Origin of the sequence: Veillonella denticariosi JCM 15641 (assembly GCF_002959855.1) — a bacterium.
Lineage (GTDB): Bacteria > Bacillota > Negativicutes > Veillonellales > Veillonellaceae > Veillonella > Veillonella denticariosi.
On sequence record NZ_PPDB01000001.1, the window covers coordinates 402,303 to 424,729 of the forward strand.

General features: G+C 44.1%; 17 protein-coding genes and 3 tRNA genes. All 20 read left to right on the plus strand.

Annotation, left to right across the window (positions count from 1 at the left end):
* Positions 1-4: 4 nt before the first annotated feature.
* The 20 genes from VEHSUH05_RS01975 to VEHSUH05_RS02070 all read left to right on the plus strand — a co-directional run bounded on the left by VEHSUH05_RS01975 (position 5) and on the right by VEHSUH05_RS02070 (position 22,285).
* Positions 5-772: an SDR family NAD(P)-dependent oxidoreductase gene (locus tag VEHSUH05_RS01975; RefSeq protein ID WP_038117948.1), complete on the plus strand. Its 768-nt coding sequence runs from the start codon at positions 5-7 to the stop codon at positions 770-772.
* 140 nt (positions 773-912) lie between these two features.
* A complete protein-coding gene (locus VEHSUH05_RS01980) occupies positions 913-1,776 on the plus strand; it encodes a hypothetical protein (RefSeq protein ID WP_105090582.1) in 864 nt (287 codons plus the stop codon).
* Positions 1,777-1,795: 19 nt separating this feature from the next.
* Positions 1,796-2,140 (plus strand): YkvA family protein, encoded by a 345-nt coding sequence (locus tag VEHSUH05_RS01985; RefSeq protein ID WP_054673830.1) that lies wholly within the window; start codon positions 1,796-1,798, stop codon positions 2,138-2,140.
* Between the two features lie 117 nt (positions 2,141-2,257).
* Positions 2,258-2,677: an acyl-CoA thioesterase gene (locus VEHSUH05_RS01990; RefSeq protein WP_105090583.1), complete on the plus strand. Its 420-nt coding sequence runs from the start codon at positions 2,258-2,260 to the stop codon at positions 2,675-2,677.
* A complete protein-coding gene (murI, locus tag VEHSUH05_RS01995; protein ID WP_105090584.1) occupies positions 2,670-3,473 on the plus strand; it encodes a glutamate racemase in 804 nt (267 codons plus the stop codon). Before VEHSUH05_RS01990 ends, murI begins: the two co-directional genes overlap by 8 nt.
* A 13-nt stretch (positions 3,474-3,486) precedes the next feature.
* The gene (locus tag VEHSUH05_RS02000) at positions 3,487-4,026 is read left to right on the plus strand and encodes a hypothetical protein (protein WP_105090585.1); all 540 of its coding nucleotides are present in this window, start codon (positions 3,487-3,489) and stop codon (positions 4,024-4,026) included.
* Between the two features lie 10 nt (positions 4,027-4,036).
* Positions 4,037-4,687: a coenzyme F420-0:L-glutamate ligase gene (locus VEHSUH05_RS02005; protein ID WP_105090586.1), complete on the plus strand. Its 651-nt coding sequence runs from the start codon at positions 4,037-4,039 to the stop codon at positions 4,685-4,687.
* A gap of 117 nt (positions 4,688-4,804) precedes the next feature.
* Positions 4,805-6,472 (plus strand): hydantoinase/oxoprolinase family protein, encoded by a 1,668-nt coding sequence (locus VEHSUH05_RS02010; protein WP_105090587.1) that lies wholly within the window; start codon positions 4,805-4,807, stop codon positions 6,470-6,472.
* Positions 6,473-6,587: 115 nt separating this feature from the next.
* Entirely contained in the window at positions 6,588-7,931 is a 1,344-nt protein-coding gene (locus VEHSUH05_RS02015) for a histone deacetylase family protein (RefSeq protein ID WP_425445594.1), read from the plus strand.
* Between the two features lie 128 nt (positions 7,932-8,059).
* Positions 8,060-8,815, plus strand: coding sequence for a ribonuclease PH (rph, locus tag VEHSUH05_RS02020; protein ID WP_105090589.1), 756 nt, complete (start codon positions 8,060-8,062; stop codon positions 8,813-8,815).
* 1 nt (position 8,816) lies between these two features.
* Positions 8,817-9,392: an XTP/dITP diphosphatase gene (locus VEHSUH05_RS02025; protein WP_105090590.1), complete on the plus strand. Its 576-nt coding sequence runs from the start codon at positions 8,817-8,819 to the stop codon at positions 9,390-9,392.
* Positions 9,393-9,443: 51 nt separating this feature from the next.
* Complete coding sequence (locus tag VEHSUH05_RS02030; RefSeq protein WP_105090591.1) at positions 9,444-9,941, plus strand: metallophosphoesterase family protein; 498 nt, start codon at positions 9,444-9,446, stop codon at positions 9,939-9,941.
* 77 nt (positions 9,942-10,018) lie between these two features.
* Positions 10,019-10,801, plus strand: coding sequence for an adenosylmethionine decarboxylase (speD, locus tag VEHSUH05_RS02035; RefSeq protein ID WP_038117920.1), 783 nt, complete (start codon positions 10,019-10,021; stop codon positions 10,799-10,801).
* A gap of 148 nt (positions 10,802-10,949) precedes the next feature.
* Positions 10,950-12,155 carry an NAD(P)-dependent malic enzyme gene (locus tag VEHSUH05_RS02040; protein WP_105090592.1) on the plus strand — a complete coding sequence of 402 codons (1,206 nt, stop codon included), beginning with the start codon at positions 10,950-10,952 and terminating at the stop codon, positions 12,153-12,155.
* Between the two features lie 272 nt (positions 12,156-12,427).
* Positions 12,428-12,504: transfer RNA gene (locus VEHSUH05_RS02045), tRNA-Pro, on the plus strand.
* A 10-nt stretch (positions 12,505-12,514) separates the two neighbouring features.
* A tRNA-Gly gene (locus tag VEHSUH05_RS02050) sits at positions 12,515-12,588 on the plus strand.
* A 95-nt stretch (positions 12,589-12,683) separates the two neighbouring features.
* A tRNA-Arg gene (locus VEHSUH05_RS02055) sits at positions 12,684-12,760 on the plus strand.
* Between the two features lie 495 nt (positions 12,761-13,255).
* Positions 13,256-19,492, plus strand: coding sequence for a YadA-like family protein (locus VEHSUH05_RS02060; RefSeq protein ID WP_105090593.1), 6,237 nt, complete (start codon positions 13,256-13,258; stop codon positions 19,490-19,492).
* A 325-nt stretch (positions 19,493-19,817) separates the two neighbouring features.
* A complete protein-coding gene (locus tag VEHSUH05_RS02065) occupies positions 19,818-21,227 on the plus strand; it encodes an MATE family efflux transporter (RefSeq protein ID WP_105090594.1) in 1,410 nt (469 codons plus the stop codon).
* Positions 21,228-21,589: 362 nt separating this feature from the next.
* Entirely contained in the window at positions 21,590-22,285 is a 696-nt protein-coding gene (locus VEHSUH05_RS02070; RefSeq protein ID WP_105090595.1) for an MIP family channel protein, read from the plus strand.
* Positions 22,286-22,427 lie beyond the last annotated feature (142 nt).

Below are 22,427 nucleotides of genomic sequence, written 5' to 3' on the forward strand. Positions count from 1 at the left end.
AGGTATGCCTCATAAAAGTGATGTGCAGGTGGCATTGATCAGCGGTGGTACGTCGGGCATCGGGTTTGCTACGGCGGAACTGTTGTTGAAGGACGGCTGGTGTGTAGCTATTAACGGCCGTAATGAACGGGAAGGACAGAAGGCGAAAATGAAATTGCGCCGCTTTTCGTCAAAAGTTCGCTTTGTGCAAGGTGATGTATCGAAAATAGAAGATTGTCAGCGTATTGTAAAGGAAACGGTAAATTTTTTCGGCGGTATTTCGGCCCTCGTGACTGCGGCGGGTTATTATGAAGAAGAACTTTTGGCGGATGTGACGGAAGCCGCCTTTGACGAGATGTTCGGCACCAATGTGAAGGGCACCGTATTCTTATGCCAGGCTTCATTGCCTTATTTACGATCAGCGAAGGGCAGTATCGTAACGGTGGCCAGCGATGCGGGGCTTCAAGGAAATGTAGCATGCTCCGTATACGGCGCATCGAAGGGGGCCGTGGTCAGTTTTACTAAATCGCTGTCTTTGGAAATGGCGCCTCATGGGGTGCGGGTCAACTGCGTGTGTCCCGGCGATGTAGATACATCATTGGTGGATAAACAAATAGCTCATGCTCATCAGGATATGGCGACCGCAAAGGCGGAAATGGGACAGCATTATCCGTTGGGGCGCATCGGCAAACCACATGAAATCGGTGAAGTTATCGCATTCTTATTGAGCCGTAAAGCTTCGTTCGTAACAGGTGCGGCGTGGACCATAGACGGCGGTCTCACAAGTTGGTAAAGACAGCCCTCATAATGATGCTTTTCGATATGAACCATTTACGGGGTAAACATAAAATTTCATTTCACTTCTACACATAGAATGGTATAATAATACTAATAATATGACCTATAGTTGGTACACAACAAAGGAGAATAATTATGGCGGAATATAATGGCGTAACACTTGAGCCTCTTATGGACGGTTCTCAAGATCGTGATTATCAAGTTGAACAATTTATTTTCTGGGGGGCAGGGCGTGCGGCAGCATTGGCTTTATCTCCAAAATTCAGTAATGTTGCGCTATGTGCTAATGCAACATATATGGTAACGCGCATTGCCCATTTATATGATGTGGAATTACAAACTGGTGCCGTTGTAGGCTTTGTGGGTGGTTTGAGTACGGCTGTAGCGACTGCCGCGATATCCTTAGTGATTCCTGTGAAAGCTGTCCGCATACCTGTGGCTATCGGATTGACGTATGCAATCGGCAAGGTTGCACATATCTGGATTCAGGACGGTATGCCTTCCGATATTGAACGCTACAAACCTATGGTTGCGGAATTCCTTGAAAACGGCAAAGCGATGGCCTCCGAAATTGCCCGCGATGCTGCGACCAGCATTCCTTTCACGCAAGGTCAACGCGACGTGTGGGCAGGTATTGCCAATGAAACAGGATTGGCAAAGGAAACTTTGAAACAGGTCTATGATGATAAGGTAAGCCCGGCCATTGAAAAGTGGAATAACGAAACGAAGTATCAACTCCATGATAATGCCGCTGAAGTTGTGGCAAAGGTGTCCGATGCGGCGAAGGAAAAATACGAATCGGCGAAGGACGGCTTTGAGACTGCTAAGGAATTAGCTAAAGGCGGCGTGGAGGTAGCAAAGGCTTCGGCTCAAGTGGCTGTAGAGAATGCGAAAGCTACGGCTACGAACGTCGTAGGCACTGCTAAAGAATCTGCGGGACAGGCAATTTCTACGGTAAAGGAAACTACGAGGTCCAAGTTTGACGAATTTCGCAGATAAGCATTGAAGGATTAATGTGATGAATCCATTAAAAATCATTAAATACGGTAAGTTTTTCAGTGAATCCAGATTTGTCGTCTTTCTCGGGCGATACGGTAAGAAACTTGCCTTTGTACAACAAGCGGTGACCTTGTTTTTCTGTTTGCGGGACGAGGATACGCCGAAATATGTGAAAGCCGTTATTGCCGGTGCCCTGGGATATCTTGTGTTGCCCATTGATATCGTTCCCGATACAATTGCCGTTTTGGGATGGCTAGATGATATGGCTGTACTCGGGATTGCGTATAAGGTTGCCAACCGATATATCAAGACCAGTCATCAGCAACAAGCAAAGAAATTTTTCCCTTTTGGTGGCAATGGGTAAACTTTCACCAATTAAGGCAGTTTAATCCTGTTGTGATTGAACTGCCTCTATTTATTTGACACCCTATAGCAATAGATATACAATGAAATTTGTATTCTGTTTAAGAAGGAAAGATTTATGCATATTGCTTCAATACATGTACGTTTTTATGAAACCGATATGATGGGTATTGCACATCATAGTAATCATTTCAGATGGTTTGAGCTGGCCCGCATCGAGTTTCTTCGTCATATCGGGGTGACATTGTGGGATATGATGAATCGGGATATCGTGTTTCCTATTATGACTGTATCCTGCGATTATAAAGAGCCGGCCAGATTTGATGATGAAATTCATATTGAGACCTACCTGGTCAAGATGACTCGTGCACAGATGGTTTTCCGCTATCGCATGTGTCGTGCCTCTGACGGCGCGTTGCTTGCGACGGGCGAAACGAAGAATGCGTTCATGTCGAAATCGACGGGTAAGATTGTACGTCTGGAGGATACTTTTTATCAACCCATGTTAGCAGCTGTCGAGGAGATGCATCATGAGTAATCGACAACAATTACCCATCGGCGTCTTTGATTCCGGGGTCGGCGGTTTATCCGTATTAAAGGTATTACAAGAACAGTTTCCTAACGAAGATTTTGTTTATATCGGTGATAATGCGAATAATCCTGTGGGAAATCGCAGTGATGATGAAATCACTGCGTTGGCATGCCGCATTGCGGATGCGTTAGAAAATCAGCCTGTGAAGCTGATCGTTATCGCCTGTAACACATTTACGGTGGTGGCTTTGGATGCGGTGCGTGCGCGCGTGTCCGTGCCGGTTATCGGCGTATCTCAAGGTGTAAAGAGCGCTATTGACGCCAGCAAGAGCAATACTATCGGCATCATGGCTACGGTGGCGACTGTAAACAGTCATATTCACAAACATGTAGCCCTTGAGGTGGATCATGAGATCCTCGTTTGGGAACAACCTTGTCCCGAGCTGGCGGGATTGATCGAGCAGGGCCATTTAGATGATCATTTTGTGCGCGATGTATGTAGTGAATATTTAGAGCCTCTTTTATCGCGAGAAATTGATGTGGTAGTCCTCGGATGTACCCATTTCCCGTTTGTACAGCCTCTGTTGGAGGAACTGACGGAGGGGCGGATTCGTTTTATCGATCCCGCTTTTGAAACAAGTGAACTTGTAAGGCGTACATTAGCCGGAAATGATTTGTTCAATCCGCAGAAAACATCGGGCTCCGTGGATTTGTATTTTACAAAGGATATCGTTTTAGGCGATATGCTAAGCGCATCCTTTCTTGATACAAGTCGCAGAACCATAGAGTATATTACATTGTAAAGGAGATGCCCTTATGTGGTTATATAATATCCTAACTGCAGTAGTTGCCATTATCGTAATTATTGCGGTGCTGTACTTATTATTTCGTTTATTTGTCCTTAAACAAGGCGATGAGCATATTGTGTTGTTGCCGAAACGGAAAACGAACTTTCAATTGTTGGATATGACATTTGATAGCATTACATTGTTCTGTGATATTCCGTTTGTAAATAAGGGGCGTCAGAACGGTACTATAATGGATTTATTCCCTCGTCATCTCTTGCCGGAGGAACAGTTTGATGCGGTGAAAGTAGAGTCCTGGACGATGGATATGAGTCGTCCCCGTAACGACGGTTACTTTGAATCTGTTATCATCGAACCACGTAAGGGCGGTACGATTCGTCTATATGTAACATTGAAAGCCAAGAATGGCAATATTCGGGACGCTCTTATCGGTTTCCCTTACATGAATATCGATATCGTATACCAGGTGGTCGGTCGTGAAGACTGGCATATTGCAAAAGATCGTGTACGATTGACACCGGAAGAATTAGAAGCCGCATTAGGGCATTAAGGAGGCAGCTATGGCAGAGTTAGAATTGGTTACGGTTCCTACGCGTATACTGACAGATAATGATGACATCGTAGATGCCATTGTTGAATACGGCGGACATAATATAGGACCTGAGGATATCGTATGCGTAGCGGAATCCGTTGTGGCTATTACGCAGGGACATTTCACCCGTCCGGAAGAGTTAACGCCGTCCTGGCAGGCTCGTCTCATCAATCGCTTTGTACCTGCAGAGGGGTCCATGAGCTCCGTTTACGGCATGCAGGCGGCTATGGAAATTGATGGTAAATGGAAAGTTTTGGGTGCCTTTATCCTTGGCGCCATTGCAAAAATATTTAGAAAAAACGGCGTGTTTTATTCAATTTCCCGTGCGGCGGCTCTTGCCGACGACGTAACGGGCACCATGCCGCCATTCGATAAACATATCGTATACGGTCCGAAAAATCCGGATAAGGTAGCGGAGAAAATCGTGTCCCGTACCGGTTGTTACGGTGCCGTTGTGGCGGATGTTAACGACTTGAAGCGCTCTGCCGTACTCGGTACGAGCAGCGGCGTTGACGCCAGTAAAATTGCAAAGCTTTTGATTGATAATCCGTTCGGTAATGACAGTCAAATGACTCCGATTGTTATCATCAAGAATTACGCATCTGTATCTGCGAAATAACAGAAGGCTGTACTCGTCTCATAGAGATGAGTACAGCCTTTTTCCATTGTGTTTCGATTGATTTTTTGATTAACCGATTATTTGTTTTCTAGCGATCTGATCGGTATAGGAGGTTTTATGCTATTAGGATTGGATGTGGGCGGCACTTTTACGGATGCGGTCATCATTGAAGGACATCGCGTGATTGCATCGGCAAAGGCGCGTACAACAAAGGATAATCTCATGGACGGTATCGGTGCAGCCCTTGATGCGGTGTTACAGTCATTGCGTACTCATGCTGCTAAGACCGGCGAAGCTGATAATTTAACGAAATCTATCGAGCAGGTTACCCTGTCTACGACCGTTGTGACCAATACCATTGTGGAACATAAGGAGGCGCCTGTAGATTTATATGTTATTACGGGACCCGGGATGAACGTGGACTATAGCTTTCCCGTACAACCACAATATATAAAAGGCTATACGGACCACCGCGGTATTGTAGTGGAAACATCCGTAGCGGATATTTCCGCTAATCGACATAAACATAATCTGGCGGCGGTATCGGCAAAGTTCGGTGTTCGTAATCCTCAAGAGGAACTATCCGTGGCGAATCAGCTGAAATCATATTACGATGTGATTTCGACGGGGAGCAGTCTCAGCGGATCTTTAAATTTTCCGCGGCGTACGATCAGTGCTTATTTTAACAGTGCGGTTACCCCCGTATTTACATCATTTAAAACGAGTGTCGAGGAAGCTTTACGAAAACGTAATATTACAGCTCCGCTTTACATTCTTAAGGCGGATGGCGGATCTTTGCCGATTGCACATATGAAGTCACGTCCTGTTGAAACTGTTTTCACGGGTCCGGCCGCGACAGTATTGGGATTGTATGCTTTGAAAGCGGTTGGAGACAGTCATACGGTGGCCTTAGATATTGGAGGCACTACGACGGATATATCCTTGTGGAAACAGGGACGCCCTCTCATGACGAAGAATGGTGTCTCCATCCGTGAATACCCGAGTGCCGTTCGGTCCTTTGCGGTAACCTCTGTCGGTATCGGCGGCGAGTCCGCGGTGCGCATTGAGGATGGAGTTTTTACCGTAGGCCCTGAACGCGTCGGTCCGTCGGCGGCGCTCGGCGGTGAAACACCGACCTTGGGGGATGCTCTTATCGTGTTGGGCTTTGCCCGATATGGTGATATGAAGTTGGCCGAAGAGTCAATACGTGCCTTAGATAGTTCCGGTCCGGTAGAGGAATTAGCTCAAAAAATTATACATACCGCACTTCAGACTATTCAATGTGGTATCGAAGACGTTGTGGCGGCGGAAAATAAACGTCCCGTTTACGTGGTGGCGGATATCGTAAATCCCGATGTATTTAAACCGGCTCAGCTTGTGGTAGTAGGAGGGACGGCATCGAGTTTAGGTGAAAGTATAGGAACATATCTGAAACTGCCGGTTACCATTCCGGATAATGCGGCCGTTGCCAATGCCATCGGTGCGGCCGTGGCTTTATCGACCATCGAGATTACCGTTCACGTCGATACGAAGCGTCGTATGCTCGTTGTTCCCGAACTGGGCATCAAGGAAGCGAATTGCACGCTACGGCGTGGCGATGATGTAGTCCATTACGCTACATCTTTATTGTGTGCTGAGGCGGATCGGTTGGGACTTAATCATCATCAGGATGTGGAGGTCATCAGCCTGGAGGATTTCCCTGTAGTAGAGGGCTGGCAATCGCTGGAGCGTTTGATTACGGTGAAAGTACAACTTGAAGCGGGGGTGAAACATCATGTGGAATAAAGGATTATCATATCGTAATCGTCATGGATTGACCTCTATAGGATATTCTATAAATGATAAAAATCTGGATGTAAATCCAAATGCTATAGAGAATGCAGGTCAGCTACAAGCCGGTATGAAATCTGCCGAGCGGGTAGAAGACCGTCAGACATTAGGACTCGTATTTTTCCCGGCCTTTGACTGGAAGATTTCCGAAACTCATCCGGAACGGCAGGAGCGCCTGCTTTATACGCGAGACCAGATCGTAGAAGAGGGCTTGCTGGATCTCTCTAATATTCGTGAATATAATCCTATCGTAGCCGATTGGGATACGATTGAACGCGTTCATGTAGGGGCTCCTGATCTGGCTTCCTGGGTGACGGAAGCACATCGGGTGTCAGCCGGAGGTGCTATTGCAGCGGCAGATGCCGTATTATCCGGTGAGGTGGATCGTGCATTTGCCCTCGTGCGGCCTCCGGGGCATCATGCGATGTCCATGGTTCACGGTATTCGTGGTTTTTGTATCATTAATATTGAAGCCGTCATGATTCAGCATATGCGTCAACAATATGGAATCAAGCGGATTGCCGTGGTGGATACGGACGTTCATCACGGTGACGGGACGCAGGATGTGTTCTATCACGACCCTGATACGTTGTATATCAGCTTTCATCAGGATGGGCGGACATTATATCCCGGGACGGGTTTTATGGATGAGTTCGGCGGACCTCAAGCCGTCGGCGGGAATATAGATATTCCGTTGCCGCCGGGCACGGGTGATGAAGGTCTGCTAACAGTGATGCGGGAGTTGGTATTGCCTATTTTGGAGGATTTCAAGCCGGATATCGTCATCAATTCTGCGGGACAGGATAATCATTTCAGCGATCCATTGGCGAATATGCAGGTGACCGCAAAGGGGTATGCGGAACTGGTCGATTTATTGCAGGCGGATATAGCCGTTCTTGAAGGCGGTTATTCGGTGCAAGAAGCGTTGCCGTATGTCAATACGGGTATCATTTTATCTATGGCGGGGCTCGATTACAGCAAGGTTATTGAACCAGCATTTGACCCTGTGCGTTATAAACAGTCAAAGAATGTCACTGTATATATTGATGATCTCATATCGAAATGGAAGGTCCAGTGGGCGAATCGATATGATATGGCTGAGGCGGAGCGTTCAGGGACAGGGCCCATATGGTCCGATCATCGCAATATTTACTACGATGAAACGGGGGTTCAGGAGGAACGTATCGAAAAAGTGCGTATGTATGAGGATAAGGTAGGGTGGCACAGTGTATTATCACGTGGTCAATATGGACCGTACGGCCCGCAAAGTGTCTATGCCATGTTTATCCCTTGGCAGGCTGATGAGGCTACGAGGTATGATGCGGTAACGGAGGCGAAACGCGCCAAAATAGAAGGCGGTGCCGACCGTTATGTCGTTGTGGATTCTTTAGGCATGGGGCAATATGAATTATGATTGCTCGAAAGTGCTGAGGGATATATTCTCTGTGATGTAAAATAGAAAAAATATGCTATAATAAAGCTACGGCGCCCCTTTGTGAAAGGGGCGTTCTATCTGTATAATTTTAGAATGGTGAGGTTCCTATGCGCAGCGATAATAGAACAGCGGGTCAGTTACGACCTATCAAGATTACACGGCATTTTACGGAATATGCAGAAGGGTCCGTATTAATCGAGTGCGGCAAGACGAAGGTTATTTGCACGGCTACTGTCGAGGACTCCGTACCGCGTTGGCTGAAAGGGACAGGTCAAGGCTGGGTGACGGCGGAATATTCTCTGTTGCCTCGCTCAACTCAGACTCGGGTCAGCCGTGAGGCGGTAAAAGGGAAACAGACGGGGCGCACCGTTGAAATCCAACGTCTCATAGGGCGTGCGTTGCGTGCTGTCGTGGACCTTAACGCCCTCGGAGAACGGTCCATAACCGTCGACTGCGATGTAATTCAGGCGGATGGAGGCACCCGCACCGCATCTATTACCGGTGCATTCGTGGCGCTCGTTGATGCGGTGGATTTCACCTTCGGCGGTGCAGGAAAGTTCCCGATTACCGACTTCTGTGCGGCGATTTCCGTGGGAATCGGCCCTGACGGTCCTATTACCGATCTTTGTTACGAAGAAGATAGCGCTGCGATAGTAGATATGAATGTGGTGCGTACCGGTTCCGGTAATCTTGTAGAGGTGCAGGGGACAGGTGAACACGGTACTTTTAATCGGCATGAGCTCGATGCATTGCTCGACTTAGCGGAGGCCGCTACTGATGAATTGATGGCGAAACAACGTGAAGTCTTAGGTGCTACGGCAAATAAAGTCGGCAAAGAATTTCCGACGGCACCGGAGGTATAATATGAAAACCATCGTATTGGCGACGGGAAATAAAGGTAAAATCCGTGAATTTAAAGAGGCTTTTTCACATCTGTCCATTGAGTGTGTATCGGTGAAAGATGTCATCGATATCAATGAACCGGAGGAAACGGGTACTACCTTTATGGAGAATGCATTGCTTAAGGCTCGTTATTATGCGCAGGCCACAAAGAAGCCCTGTCTTGCGGATGATTCAGGACTTACGGTGGATGCGCTTGACGGGGCTCCGGGAGTGTATTCCGCTCGGTATGCAGGGGTTCATGGAGATGATGATGCGAATAATGCGAAATTGATTCGTGATTTACAGGGAAACGACAACCGCTCGGCCCACTATGTATGTGCATTGGCCCTCGTGTATCCGGACGGTCGTGAGATAACTGCGGAAGGCTTTTGTGACGGCTTGATTCAAGATGAACCGAAGGGGACAGAGGGGTTCGGATACGATCCGTACTTTTACGTACCTCAATGTAAGAAAACCATGGCGGAACTATCTATCGATGCAAAGGAAAGCATCAGCCATCGAGGCCGTGCGTTACGGAAACTTATAAAATACCTGTAAGTTTAATGTGAATCACAGTTAGGTTTAGAATACAAAACATTTTAGGTTAGTATGAAACGAATTGGTATAATCAGCGATACCCACGGGTATCTGGAAAATATAGATCTCGTATTGAAAGCGACAGAGAATCGACACATCGATATGTGGCTGCATGCCGGGGATTATGGCGATGATGCGAGGTATATGCAGGATCATACAGCGGTTCCGGTTTATGCGGTACGGGGAAATAATGATCGCGTGCAGCCTCTCGAGCCGAAGGAACAGTTGATTCCTCTGGAGGATACCTATATTTACATGACTCATGGTCATGAGGTATCATATTATAATCGAATACAGGAATTACTCTATCTTGGATGTTCGATGGGGGCGCGCCTGGTCGTGGCCGGTCACAGTCATCATCACGGCGAATATCGTCAGGACGATGCGTTATTTGTCAATCCGGGCAGTATCTCACTGCCTCGGGACCGATCCGGCGGCACCTTTGCCGTCGTTACCTATGACAAAGGACAATTTGATGTAGAGTTTGTATATAAAAAGGATATTGTTTAATTATATGGTGAAAGTATCGGAAACGAAGCTTTCACAAAAAATAGTAAGTCTATGCATGGAAAGGGTTATGACATATCATGGATACACAAGTTAAAGCGAAGCCTAAAATGAAGTTATATGGATTTAATAATCTCACAAAGACCTTGAGTTTTAATATTTATGATATTTGTTATACCCGTACCGAGGAAGAAAAGAAGCAATATATTCAGTATATTGATGAAGTATATAATGCGGAACGATTGACATCGATTTTGACGGAAGTGAGCCGCATCATCGGTGCCAATATTTTGAATGTGGCAAAGCAGGATTATGATCCGCAGGGGGCGTCCGTAACCATCTTGATTTCCGAAGAGGAAATTGAAAAAGAAGATGTGGTGATGCATCTTGATAAATCGCATCTTACGGTGCATACATATCCGGAAAGTCATCCTCATAAAGGGGTCAGCACATTCCGTGCCGATATCGAGGTGTCCACATGCGGTCAGATTTCACCGCTTAATGCCCTCAATTATTTGATTAACAACTTTGATTCGGATATTCTTACATTGGATTATCATGTGCGCGGCTTTACACGCGATGTATCGGGTAAAAAAATCTATATTGATCATCGCATCAATTCCATTCAAAACTACATTAACGCAAAGACTAGAAATCTATACAATATGATTGATGTGAATGTATATCAGGAAAATATTTTCCATACGAAAATGATGTTGAAGGAATTTGATCTGGACAATTATTTATTCGGTATTACCGAGGATGAGTTGAGCGCTCGTGAAATCAAGGAAATTAAACATCAATTAAAACAAGAGATGATGGAGATTTTCTACGGTCGAAATCTGCCGTCTGTGAAAGCGTAAAATTACAATCATTATACATTTCTAAAAGTTTCGAAAAACTAAATCGAAAAATATTGAAATGTTAACATACATTCTGTATAATGATGTTAGCAAGAGGTATTTTATACCGACTCTATTGAGTCCGTTTGTATCCAAAAGGAGATTTATTATGGACGTACGTGAATTAGCAGTACAGAAAAAACGTGAATTAAAAGGTTTCTTAACTGTAGGAACTAAATATGAATTAAAAGACGCACATGATCTATCTGTCGCATACACTCCTGGTGTAGCAGAACCATGCTTGCGTATTAAAGATAATGAAGCGGAATCTTTTGAATTGACATGCCGTTCCAATATGGTTGCCGTAGTATCCGACGGCACTCGTGTACTCGGCCTTGGTGACATCGGTGCCGCTGCAGCTTTGCCTGTAATGGAAGGGAAATCCCTTCTGTTTAAAAAATTCGGTAATGTTGACTGTATCCCGTTGGTAGTAGATACAAAAGATGCGGATACATTGATTAATACCGTAAAATTGCTGCAAAAAAACTTTGCAGGTATCAACTTGGAAGATATTTCTTCCCCTAAATGTTATGAAGTTGAAAATCGTTTGAAAGAAGAGTTGGAAATTCCTGTATTCCATGATGATCAACACGGTACAGCAATCGCTTGTCTTGCCGGTGTAAAAGGTGCTCTTCGTTTGGTAAAGAAAGATTTAGCGACTGCTAAAATCGTTGTAAACGGTGCCGGTGCAGCCGGTGCGAACATTGCACGTCTATTGTATCTTGCAGGTGCCCGCAACATTACCGTATTGGTATCCTCCGGTGTATTGCATAAGGACTATAAACGCCTTGACTCCTTGCAAGCTGAATTGATTGATATGTTAGGCCTTGAAGAAAAACATGGCAACTTGGCTGAAAATGCGAAGGGTGCAGACATTCTTCTCGGTGTATCCGCAGTGGGTGCTTTCACAAAAGACATTTTGGAAAATCTGGCTGATGATGCTATCGTATTCGCAATGGCAAATCCTAATCCGGAAGCGACTTATGCGGATATGAAAGCCGCCGGTGTTCGCATTGCCGGTACAGGCCGTTCCGATGCGCCTAACCAAATCAACAACGTGGCCGTATTCCCTGGTGTATTCCGCGGTGCTATCGATGTTCGCGCATCCAAGATTACTGACGAAATGAAATTGGCTGCTGCCGATGCATTGGCACATTTGATTCCTGATAGCGAATTGAATGATGAAAATGTAATGCCGTCCGTATTTGATCCACGTGTGGCTCCGGCTGTAGCAAAAGCTGTTGCTGAAGTTGCTGTAAAACAAGGTATCGCTAAAAATCCTCAAGTTATTGAAGATGGCAGCTACGAAGGTTAATCACAATATAGCTTTCGTGACATATTTAAATCACGACTCTAGCGTGATTCGGATTATGATATTAATAGAAATCGTGTGGCTCCGTAATGTCGCTATACGGTTTCTATTTTTATTTATAAAATTATAGAATTTCACATAAAAATACTTGTCAGTTTTTTTGGTCGGTGATATAATAAATTTCGTTACAGAGATGCATGTTTTATGATGTTCTCTGTGATAGTAGTGGTTGACATCAACCATTGGGTTTGCTATAATGGCAAAGTAACGAATGACGGGGCATAGCGCAGTTTGGTAGCGCATCTGGCTTGGGACCAGAGGGTCGCAGGTTCGAATCCTGCTGCTCCGACCATTTTTATTTTGCGGGTGTAGCTCAATGGTAGAGCCCCAGCCTTCCAAGCTGGTCGCGAGGGTTCGATTCCCTTCACCCGCTCCATTTTTTTTTGCCTTTTTTAGGTGAGACGTTTCACTTATTGACGTCATATAAGACATAAATTATACTATAGTAGATAATTATATATGAGTATACATGGTTCAGTAGCTCAGTTGGATAGAGCAACGGCCTTCTAAGCCGTGGGTCGGGGGTTCGAATCCCTCCTGGATCACCAAAGAAATAAGCGGATAGTTCGTAATGAGCTATCCGCTTTTGTCATTTAGGGGTGTCGATATATTGATGCCCTTTTTATATATAGCTAGATATAGGTGTTAACACGATTAGAAATATCATTTTTACGATGAATTTAATGATAATAGATAGAAAAAATTAGTTCTATATTGCGTTTTTATCATAGCTGGCAATAAAAAAATATATATAAATATAAATTTATGTTTAAAATGAATAAAATTTCATAAAATAGATGGCTAATGGGTAAAAAAATACACTTATAATTATTAGTTAAAAATTAAAAGTAATAAAATATCCATATAAATACTGGATTCTCATATACTGATAAAGCATGAATAAAAAATGAATTTTCCTTGATTGTTATATCGATAATCTTATATAATGTACATATTATGAGTAATTATAAATCTTAAATGTGTAACTCGTGAGGATTTATAAAGTGATGTCTAGGTTATAGTTATTACAATAGGAGAAGTTAATGAACAAGATTTTTAAGGTAATTTGGAGTAAAAGTAAAGAATGTTATGTAGTTGTGTCTGAGATTGCCAGCAACTACAGTGCTAAGAAAACTGTATTGGCCAGTGTTTTTGCCGTATTGGCGGTAACAGGCGGCGTGGCGCCTGTTATGGGCGCGCCTTTGCCGACGGAGCTTACAGATAGAGGCTCTGTTAAAATCGGTGAATATGCAAGTACTAGTAACAGATCTACTGTCGTGATAGGGACAAGTAGTCAATTCAGAACCTCTTCGGCTGATGGGGATAAGGCGATCGGGATAGGTGCTGGGATTACAGCTAGTGGTAATAACAGTGTTGCTATCGGGGCTCATTCCTTAGTTCAAGATGATCAGGGCATTGCTATTGGCGGTGCTTCTGGTGATAGTGGTGCTAAAGCTATAGGGGCACAGTCTATTGCTATCGGTGGTGATACCATAGCTAAAGGTGCTTCCTCTATCGTAATCGGTGGAGATGACGTGGAGGCCGCGTTTGCTAAAACCGTAACGTATACGGATATTAATACCGGACAAGCTAAAACGGGTACATTGAGACAGGCGTCAATTGATTTAGCGAATATACAGCTACCTCAATATATAACTGCTACAGCTAGCCATGCAGGGACTGCCATCGGTATGAAAACTAAAGCCGGTGATCTAGGTCTTTCTTTAGGGATGGGGGCGGACTCCGCTACTCGCCTAGATGGTAAATCAGGGAATGTAGTTAACTCTATCGCTATCGGATCCGGGGCAAAGGCTAATCGGGATAATTCTATTGCTATCGGTGGTGGTGCTACTACTGATGCAGCGGGTGTGGCACAGACAAGTTATACGTTGAGCAATGGGGATACGGTTAACTGGGCCGGTGGCGAACATGTATTGTCCGGTGACGTGGTATCATTCGGTGCTGCCGGGTATGAACGTCAGCTTAAAAATGTGGCACCCGGTGTTGTCAGTGCAACTTCTACTGATGCGGTGAACGGCTCTCAGCTATTTGCAATCGCTGAAAAAACATTACCGAAATATATTTCTATCAAATCTGATTTGGCAGGGAATAAATCGAACAAGGGCGCTGAGGCTGCTGACTCTATGGCCATAGGTCCTGATGCTTCTGTTACGGTGTCTGCTGTTAAGGGCTTAGCTATCGGTACAGGTGCATCTGCTACTGTAGAGAACGGTGTTGCCGTAGGTTCACAGTCGAAATCAAGCACGGCTAGCGGTGTAGCCGGCTATAATGTAAATGATTCAAGAACTGATAAATACGGCGCTTTGTCCGGTACAGCATTGACATCTACGTTAGGAGCTTTTGCTGTAGGTAACGATACAAATACACGTCAAATCACAGGGGTGGCTGCAGGTACTGCTGACACGGATGCTGTTAATGTGGCACAGCTTAAGAGCGTGAATTTGAAAGTTGCCGGTGATGCAGGTACAGGTGATGTTAATCTTGCTAACAGCACGTTGAATATAAAAGGGGCGGGTCTTGCTACGACTGCTGCAAACGGTAACGATGTAACGGTAACCGTGTCCGAGAAAGCGGTTAAACAAGAAGCTGTTAAAGCGGTTACAATGGCAGCAGCGGATCCTAACGGTGCGATTACCGTGACCCCGGATGTTAGCGCAGATAAAGATTCCGCAACTTATAAAATCGGTCTTGATCCGAATAAGGTTGCTGAATCTACTAACCTGACGTATAAGGATAATGATGGTGCAGATAAGACCGTTACATTAAAAAAAGGTTTGAACTTTAAGAACGGTACTATGACAACTGCTAAGACCGAAGCAGACGGTGTAGTTACCTTTGATATCAACGATGATATAAAGGATAAAATCAATAATGCGGCCACCAATAAATTGGATAATCTCACACCGGACGGGGAACAGAAGGTTAAATCTTTGTCCGCATGGAATGTGAAAGCAAACGGAAATAATGCTGAAACAGTAACAGGTGGCGATACAGTTACATTTAATGATGGTTCCAATATCGCTATTACGCAAAATGGCAAAACTTTCACCGTTGCAACAAAAGATGATGTGACGTTTAACAGTGTAACAGCTGGTTCGAAAGTGACAGCACCTGCAGTGGAAGGGCTTACAAATACGTCCTGGACACCTGGTACTACAACTCCTGTTAGCGGTCGTGCGGCAACGGAAGATCAATTGAAAGCCGTTGATATACAAGTAGCAACAAATAAAGATGATATTGCTACGAATAAGGATAATATCGATAAGAATAAGGACAATATTGCAAAGAATGCGGACAATATCACGAAAAATGCTACAGAAATTGCCACAAATAAAGGTAATATTGCAACCAATACGGCAGCTTTAGCTCGTAAAATCTCTTTAGGTGGTAATACTGGTAGCACAACAGAAAAATCCTTAAGTACAGGAGATGTGAAGTTTAACGTAAAAGGTGCAGGTCTTGTAACGACTTCTGCAGCCGGCGATGATGTAACAGTAACCGTGACAGAAAAAGCGGTTAAACAAGAAGCTGTTAAAGCGGTTACAATGGCAGCGGCGGATCCTAATGGTCCGATTACTGTGACACCTGAACTTAGCGCGGACAAAGATACAGCAACTTACAAAGTTGGTATCGATCCAACTAAAGTAGCTGAGACTACTAACTTGACCTATAAGGATAATGATGGTGCAGATAAGACCGTTACATTAAAAAAAGGTTTGAACTTTAAGAACGGTACTATGACAACTGCTAAGACCGAAGCAGACGGTGTAGTTACCTTTGATATCAACGATGATACAAAGGATAAAATCAATAATGCGGCCACCAATAAATTGGATAATCTCACACCGGACGGGGAACAGAAGGTTAAATCTTTGTCCGCATGGAATGTGAAAGCAAACGGAAATAATGCTGAAACAGTAACAGGTGGCGATACCGTTACATTTAATGATGGTTCCAATATCGCTATTACTCAAAATGGCAAGACATTTACTGTAGCGACTAAAAATGATGTAAACTTTAATACTGTAACAGCTACGACAAAGGTGACAACACCTGCGGTAGAAGGGCTTACTAATACGTCCTGGACACCTGGTACTACAACTCCTGTTAGCGGTCGTGCGGCAACAGAAGATCAATTGAAAGCCGTTGATACACAAGTAGCAACAAATAAAGATGATATTGCTACGAATAAGGCTAATATCGATAAGAATAAGGACAATATTGCAAAGAATGCGGACAATATCACGAAAAATGCCGGAGATATTGCGACAAATAAAGGCAATATTGAGACGAACGCTCAAAATATTGCTACCAATACGGCAGCCTTGGCTCGTAAGATTTCCTTAGGTGGTGATACAGGTAATACGACAGAAAAATCCTTAAGTACAGGTGATGTGAAGTTTAACGTAAAAGGTTCCGGTCTTGTGACAACTTCCGCAGCCGGTGATGATGTAACAGTAACCGTGACAGAAAAAGCGGTTAAACAAGAAGCTGTTAAAGCGGTTACAATGGCTGCAGCGGATCCTAACGGTGCGATTACCGTGACCCCGGATGTTAGCGCAGATAAAGATTCCGCAACTTATAAAATCGGTCTTGATCCGAATAAGGTTGCTGAATCTACTAACCTGACGTATAAGGATAATGACGGTGCAGATAAGACTGTTACGTTGAGTAAAGGTTTGAACTTTAAGAACGGCGGTATGACAACCGCTAAGACCGAAGCAGACGGTGTAGTTACCTTTGATATCAACGATGATACAAAGGATAAAATCAATAATGCGGCCACCAATAAATTGGATAACCTCACACCGGAAGGCGAACAAAAGGTTAAGACCTTGGCAACATGGAATGTCGCTACTGCTGCTGATAGCGGAACTCACTCCGGTGATTCAACTAGTACTGTAACAGGTTCTGATACAGTGACTTTTAAAGCAGGTAATAACCTAAATGTAAATCAAACTGGCAGAGATATTACATTCTCCTTAAATAAAGAGATTTCTGATATGACTAGTCTAGGCCTTACGAATCCGGATGGTGCAAAGGCGACTATTAAGACTGGAAAAGGGGACGCTCACGTAGGTGAAACAGACCCTGCGGATCGCATTGTTTATACTAATGCTGCAGGTACTGAAGAACAGGTAGCGACATTGAAAGACGGTTTGCAATTCGGTGGAGACAATAATCCTGAAGTTATTAATAAGACATTGAATCAAAAACTTGAAATCGTTGGCGGTGCTGATGCATCGAAATTGTCTGATAATAATATCGGCGTTAATGCGAAAGACGGTAAGTTGCACGTGCAATTGTCTAAAGAATTGAATGACTTGACCAGCGCTCAATTCAAAAACGGCAATGCAGTATCCACAATCAGTGGTGCAGGCACGACTGTGACAGACGGTACGAATACAACTCAATATGGTCCTAAAGGCATGACTATTAATCCGGGTGCAAATGAAATATCTCTTACCGATAAAGGCTTAAACAATGGTGGCAAAGTCATCTCCAATGTAGCGAGCGGCGGTACGGTTGAGACAAATGCGGCGAACATCGGTGATGTGAAGAAAGCGGCAGCGGCATCCAAAACGATGGTATCTGTTAATAAAAAGAATACAGAAACCCCGAATTTGGTACTGGAAGAAACGGTAGATCCTGCTGACGGTCATACGAATTACGATATCAAATTGGCTGATAAAGTTAACTTGGGTAATGGTAATATTGTTCTTGACGGTACTGATGGCAGCATCAAGACTAAAGGCAATATTACATCGGAAGGTACTGTAGAAGGTAAAGACCTCAAAGCCGGCGATGTCACTGTTAACAAGGATAACAAAGGTACTGTGAACGGGTTATCCAATAAGACTTGGAACCGTGGACAGGCCCCTGTAAGCGGTCAAGCAGCGACAGAAGATCAAATCCAAGCGGTAGATACTCGTGTTATGGATGTAGAAGATAAGGTGGCTGACTTCGGCTGGATGGCTAAGAGCAGCGCTACAGGCACAGGTAAGGCAACGGGCAATAACGCGGCGACTAAGGTCGGCGATAAAACGGAAGTCGAATTCCGTGCCGGTGATAACCTCTCTATTGACCAAACAGGTACTACTTTCACGTATTCCTTGAATAAAAACATGACAGGCCTTGAAAGTGTGTCCGTAGGCGATGTAGCAAATGATAAACCGGGTGTTGTATTGAACGGTGCTGACGGCACTATGGGCGTACGCGGTAAAGATGGTGCCAATGCATCTATTACAGCGGCTAAAGGTGCTGACGGTTTGACAGGAACCGGTGCCGGTAAAGATCGTATCGAATATGAAACGAAAGACGGTGACGGAAATCCTGTAAAAGAAACCGTAGCGACAATGAACGACGGTCTGCATTTTGCCGGTGATAACGGAAATACAGTTATCGATAAGACATTGAATCAAAAACTTGAAATCGTTGGCGGTGCTGACGCAGCGAAATTGACTGATAACAATATCGGTGTTAATGCAAAGGACGGTAAGTTGCACGTACAATTAGCTAAAGATTTAAATGGTTTATCCAGTGTGGAAGTGAAGGACGATAACGGCGCATCCACTGTTATGAAAGGTGATACTGTTACGAGCAAAGATGCAGCAGGGAATACCTCTGTTGTAAATGGTTCCGGCGTTACCATCACACCTGCTAATCAGCAAAATCCGAATGCCGATACAGTTTCCTTAACTACTGAGGGCTTGAATAACGGCAATAATCAAATTAAAGGTGTTGCAGCTGGTACAGCAGATACAGATGCGGTTAACCTTGGTCAATTGAAAAAATCTAATGCTCAGCTTGCTAATGCAATTGCTAATGTTGAATCCGAAACACAACGGGTAGGCGCTCATGCGGCGGCTATGTCTGCGTTGAAACCAATTCAATATGATCCATTGGAACCGACTCAAGTGATGGCCGGTTATGGTAACTATCGTGGTAAGAGTGCAGCAGCATTAGGTCTTGCTCATTACACCAATGAAGATACCATGTTCAATGTAGGTGTTTCCGTAGGTGGACGTCATAATATGATTAATGCCGGATATACGCATAAGTTCGGTAACAGCGATGCTAAAAAAGCTGTACCGGAACGCTACAAAGGCGGTCCGATCAGTTCCATTTATGTAATGCAGGATGAAATGACCTCTTTGAAACAAGAGAACAGCAGACAGAAAGAAGTATTGGATAAACAACAAGCTGAAATTGAATCGTTGAAAGCTATGGTTAATAGTTTACTAGCAACTAAAGGTTAATCATCAAATAAGGTCATGAGTTCTCCACAGTTTTTAGTAGTATCTTAGATATTACGAGGAAAAGGTTCCGTATGATGGTGGCGGCTGTTTTGGCTGCTGCTAATACGGAACCTTTTTATATTCTTAATAAGCATTTCGTTGTATCGTTATGGGTATTTTTATACGTTATAATCTGGAATGAGGACCTTGCGTATTGAATCGTTTCAGATGAGAATAATTACCGAGGAAATCGTGTCATATGCTATAATGAATGAGATATGTAACAGGCTTTAATGAGTTGTTACATGATGAATTGTTTTGAAAGTACTACGTATCTGGAGCATACATGATAGGATTATTACGTCGATGGTTTTCCATTGATGCTGTATTGCCTTACGAGGCGCGAAAGGGTCCGGTAGGGTCCACGAAAGAGTTATATGGTCGATACCTGAAAATCGCATGGCCGGCCACCTTGCAAGGTTTAATGCTGCAGTTCATGACCGCTATTGATCTCGCTATGGTCGGCAGCTTAGGGGCGGGGGCGTTGGCATCTGCGGGCATAATGGGTCAGCCTGAGATGGTCATGCTGATTTTCTGTCGTGCTTTGTCTATCGCTGTAACGGCTATTATTGCCCGTCGCTATGGTGAGGGTGATATGGACGGTATGAATGCGGTATTAAAGCAGTCGATTTTGCTTAACTTTTTGATATATATGCCGCTGCTAGCGGTATGTTTCTTAAATTTAGAGCATATTTTACGCTTCACCGGTGCTGAAGACAGTTATATTGAGACGGCTGTATGGTATGGACGTTTTATTGTTATCAGTCTTTTATTTCAGACTTTCAGTCAAATTGTGGGGGCCGCTCTTATCGGCTACGGAAATACAAAGGTTATTTTTAAGTCAAATGTAGTCGGTAATATTCTGAATACCATCATGAACTTCTTTCTGATTTACGGTATCGGATTTTTCCCCGAGTTGGGCGTTATGGGGGCAGGCGTATCCACAATGCTCAGCAGTGCGGTGATTGCACTCTTATTGTTGCGTACTATTTCACAACATACATCGGACGGGTTAACATTAAGACATCCGTCGAAATGGGGCTTTGAACGATCGGTATTACATACGGTATTTCATGTCGGAGGCAGTTCGTTCGGGGAGCAGTTTTTTGAACGCTTCGGTATGTATACGTATACGATGATTGTTGCGTCGTTAGGGGCTGTTCCGCTAGCGGCACATTATGTATGTATGAACTTGATGGATATATTCTATTATTTTGCTATGGGGCTCGGCTTTGCAGGGGCATCCCATACGGGACAGAGTTTGGGGCACAAACGGCCTGATCTGGCGTATGCATATGGTCAAATCGGAGCGCGAATCGGCCTCTGTGTCGGCTTGTTGAGCGCCTGTATTTTCCTTGGATTAGGTGATATTCTGGTGCAGTTTTATACTCGTGAAAGCGAGGTAGTCACTCTTGCGGCATCGTTGATGGGCGTTATGGCTGTTGCGGCCTTTCCTCAAGCACTACAGCAAGTTTATTCCGGTGTATTAAAGGGGGCGGGAGATACATATTATATTATGAAATACTCTCTTGTCAGTGTTGCCATCATCCGTCCTGTTATTACGTACTTATTATGCATTACATTGGGACTTGGACTCTTTGGGGCGTGGCTATCACTTTGTTTCGATCAGTCGTTGAGACTTTGTTGCGCTTATATACGTTTTATTCGTGGGGCCTGGCAATATCGAGTTGTTTAAATTTTCTCATGAAAGAAATGTGAAAATTTTATGAATAGTTTATTGCATATTCAAGGGGATTCATGTAAAATAATAAATGTGGAAAAAATGACACATTGGGGAATGTGTTGTCTGATCCGGAGAATCTAATTTCATATATATGTAAGGGATGTATATAAGAAAGCATAAGGGCTCGGTTAGTGGATACTGACCGGGCCCTTGTTGTTTTATATGATTACATTTAGGGACTTTGAACGTGTAAAACCTTGTTGACAAGGTTTAGAGTTTTTTTATAATATCGAATAGAACATGGTCGCTATAATAGAAATCTACGGATGCAGACTATGTTTTATTTATGCTTAATTTTTATAAGGAGGACAATCGTGAACAAGTATATTGCTGAATTTATCGGTACAATGATTTTGGTATTTTTCGGGACCGGTACGGCCGTTGTAACAGGTGGTTTTACAGGCGGTTTAGGACTTGGATTCTTAGGTGTTGTAGCTATTGCCTTGGCGTTCGGTTTGACTATCGTCGCAGGGGCTTATGCGATTGGTCATATTTCAGGTTGTCATGTCAATCCGGCGGTGTCTATCGGTGTTTGGCTTGCCGGTCGTATGTCTTTGAAAGACTTCGGCGGCTATGTAGCGGCTCAAGTGCTTGGGGCCTTTGCCGGCACAGGTTTATTAAGCTTTATCGTTAGATCATCTGAAACCCTTTCCAGTTACGGTGCTGACGGATATGGTGACTTAAGTGCTGTCGGATTATCGATGGGCGGTGCGTTTGTAGCTGAAACCTTTCTTACGTTTGTCTTCGTACTTGTTATTCTTGGTGTCACATCCAGTGAAAAAACATCTTCCATTGCGGGCCTTGTTATCGGTGCTACATTGACGATGGTTCATTTAATCGGTATTCCATTGACGGGAACATCCGTAAACCCTGCTCGCGCATTAGCTCCGGCTGTATTTACCGGCGGTGAAGCTTTATCTCAGGTATGGCTTTTTATTGTGGCGCCTCTTATCGGTGGTGCTATTGCGGCAGTATTTCATCGTGCATGGTTTTCTGAAAGCGAAGATTAGTTGATCAATATATGCTCTGTATTCAGAATTTTCTGAAGAACTTCATTGAATATTCATAAAATATATTGATAAATTTAAAAATTTTTTGTAAAATATAACTATCTTATTACTATCCCGGGCTGTTTCTGAAGCGGGATTATGG